The 959-nt window shown below is 48.8% G+C and carries 1 tRNA gene and 2 rRNA genes; all 3 read left to right on the top strand.

The annotated features are described in order from the left end of the window. Nucleotides 1-315, top strand: a 16S ribosomal RNA gene (locus tag GWQ31_RS21675); the annotation flags it as partial. 224 nt (nt 316-539) lie between these two features. Then, nucleotides 540-615: transfer RNA gene (locus GWQ31_RS21670), tRNA-Glu, on the top strand. Nucleotides 616-853: 238 nt separating this feature from the next. Further along, nucleotides 854-959, top strand: a 23S ribosomal RNA gene (locus GWQ31_RS21665); the annotation flags it as partial.

Here is a 959-nt window from a genome sequence, read left to right as displayed (position 1 = left end):
CACGTGCTACAATGGCGCGTACAGAGGGCTGCAAGCTAGCGATAGTGAGCGAATCCCAAAAAGCGCGTCGTAGTCCGGATCGGAGTCTGCAACTCGACTCCGTGAAGTCGGAATCGCTAGTAATCGCAAATCAGAATGTTGCGGTGAATACGTTCCCGGGCCTTGTACACACCGCCCGTCACACCATGGGAGTGGGTTGCACCAGAAGTAGATAGCTTAACCTTCGGGAGGGCGTTTACCACGGTGTGATTCATGACTGGGGTGAAGTCGTAACAAGGTAACCCTAGGGGAACCTGGGGTTGGATCACCTCCTTACCTTAAGATGTCGAGTTGTTGAGTGTTCACACAGATTGCCTTGATTCAAAGTAGTTAGAGCAAAGACCTGATGCGCAAGCGTCAGTGCTTATCTGGCTTAGGTCAGATGAGAGAAGCCCTGTCATTGGGTTTTGGGATGTGAATAATGGCGCTCGGCCTCGCAGGCTCAGCACTCGCCATTACCCAAAATCTGCACTGCTAACGCAGAGCAAAGATGATTTTGGGTCCCCTTCGTCTAGAGGCCTAGGACACCGCCCTTTCACGGCGGTAACAGGGGTTCGAATCCCCTAGGGGACGCCACTTCTCTTCTTGCTAACAAGAATGCAGACATAAGCATACGTGTTTATGTCTGTTTTCTTCGGTCGATGACCGTTGCAAACATGCTCTTTAACAATCTGGAAAGCTGATTTAAAAAGTAGTTCTCAAACATTTGTTACAAGTGCTTTGGAAACTTCTTGGCGAAAACCAAAATTTATTTTGGTCCTTGTTGTACTTCAACAAGCAAGCGTTGTTTCAACGACACTTCTTGGGGTTGTATGGTTAAGTGACTAAGCGTACATGGTGGATGCCTTGGCAGTCAGAGGCGATGAAGGACGTACTAACCTGCGATAAGCTGTGAGAAGTCGGTAAGAGACGCTATTACT

The sequence above is a fragment of the Aeromonas sp. 2MA4 genome (assembly GCF_029237305.1).
GTDB classification, from domain to species: domain Bacteria; phylum Pseudomonadota; class Gammaproteobacteria; order Enterobacterales; family Aeromonadaceae; genus Aeromonas; species Aeromonas salmonicida.
The sequence above is the reverse complement of the archived record's forward strand: the minus strand, read 5'-3'. Positions and strand labels throughout refer to the sequence as shown.